Source organism: Vibrio sp. 10N.222.46.A1 (assembly GCF_041473595.1).
Lineage (GTDB): Bacteria > Pseudomonadota > Gammaproteobacteria > Enterobacterales > Vibrionaceae > Vibrio > Vibrio tasmaniensis_A.
Window position 1 is genome coordinate 1 of the sequence record NZ_JBFRSN010001133.1, and the last position, 1,955, is coordinate 1,955.

Below are 1,955 nucleotides of genomic sequence, written 5' to 3' on the forward strand. Positions count from 1 at the left end.
ATTTAGGCAATGAAGCTACAGTCGCGACCTTTGCTCAGCAGTGTGAACTTCAACTAAGTCACAGCGCGCAGCAACTCAAAGCGTTGGGCGATGCTAAAGCACACTATGCTGAAGCGGAGAAACAACGCTTGTCTGTAAGTGTTATGGCTGACAAGGCTCAGTCTAATCTCGAGTTGGCCGAGCAACGCTTAGCGGATCTGAATAAGCAAAACCAAGTCACAAACGAACAAGTGGCACAGATTGCTCAAGCGAAAGATCAGCAATGGAACGCTTTGAAAGAGAGCATTGTTCAAACTTCTATCGAAGCGCCTGAACTTGAACATATCGATGATTGGTTTACTGCGAAATCACAGGCATCAAGCACATGGCAGAAAACCAAACAGCAACAGGCTGATATTGAGAAGCAACTGATTACTCAAAATGCCGAATTGAAAATGTTAGACGACAAGCTAAGCAGTGTTGAGAAAGAGCTCGCGACACTGACGCAAGAGAGTGAGTCTCTGGTGCTAGGACTGACTCGTGTAACGGCTGAAAGAACAGAGTTGTTTGGTGACAAAGACATTCAAGCCACCAGCAATGCGATGAAGCAAAAAGTCATTGAAGCGGTAAATGCATTTGATGCCGCTCAGTTGGTGCTTAACCGCAGCGAACTTGAACATCGAACTGAGCAAACCAAACACACTGGTTTCTCGGACGAGTTAGTCAGTAAGCAATCGAGCTACACACAAGCGTCGAATGCTTGGTTAGAAGCACTGAAAACCAGCCCGTTCGAAGATGAAGCTAATTTTGAAGCGGCGTTGTTAGATGAAGAGGTTAGAACTCAACTTCAAAGCCTGAAGAAGTCTTTAGACGAAGCGATTGTCAGTGCACAAGCAAGGTTGAACACAGCAAAAGCTGCGCACGTGGAGCTGCAAAACCACGAGAATGCTAAAGCGTGGCAAGAGCAAAACCAACAGCAAGTTGAAGAAGCGACGACTGAGTGTCAAAACGAACAACAAAGCCATGCAACCAAGATCGGCGCAATTTCTGCCAATCTTGAAACGGATAGCCAGAACCGCAGTAATCAGCAAGATCTGTTCAAGCAGATCGACGAGCAGCAGGTCGAGTTTGATGATATCTCTCGTTTGAACTCACTTATTGGCTCTAAGAACGGCGATAAATTCCGTAAGTTTGCCCAAGGTTTAACGTTGGAAAACTTGGTGTACCTTGCGAACAAGCAGCTACAACGTTTGCATGGTCGTTACGAGCTAAAACGTAAAGCCGATGATGGCTTAGAACTGCAAGTGCTCGACACATGGCAGGGCGATGTGATGCGTGATACCAAGACGTTATCAGGTGGCGAAAGCTTTTTGGTGAGCTTGGCGTTGGCATTAGCGCTTTCTGATCTTGTGAGCTACAAAACCAGTATTGATTCTCTGTTCTTGGATGAAGGTTTCGGCACGCTGGATAGCGACACATTGGACATTGCCCTTAATGCGCTCGATAACTTGAATGCATCAGGCAAGATGATCGGTGTCATTAGCCACGTTGAAGCACTGAAAGAGCGAGTGCCCGTTCAGCTTAAAGTGACAAAACACTCTGGCTTAGGTGTCAGTGAGATGGAGAAGCAGTATAAGGTTGTTGCTTAGGTTCTAGCTATATTCCATCAGCGCAGAAATAGAAATAAAGCTAGATGAAGCAGATCCCCGACTCAGTCGTTCCTCCTTCTCGAGGATGACGGAGTCGGAAGTTGTAATTAATCACTTCGCCGTCATCCCTTAATGTCAGGATCGAATAAAAAGCAGCCGTCATTCCCTAAAGTGAGGCACGAGCGTAATAGGGAATCTGGGGTTGTTGGTATTACTTTCTTCATTTCCTAAAGTGAGCTACGAACGTAGTAGGGACTCTAGGTTTGTTGGTTTTACCTTCGTCATTCCTTCAAGTGAGGTACGAACGTAATAGGGAATCTGGGGTTG

At 46.0% G+C, this 1,955-nt stretch carries 1 protein-coding gene; it reads left to right on the forward strand.

The window, feature by feature from the left end:
• Positions 1-1,628 (forward strand): SbcC/MukB-like Walker B domain-containing protein (locus tag AB4496_RS24510; RefSeq protein ID WP_372132406.1); only part of this gene is annotated, 1,628 nt, incomplete at its 5' end.
• Positions 1,629-1,955: the final 327 nt, after the last annotated feature.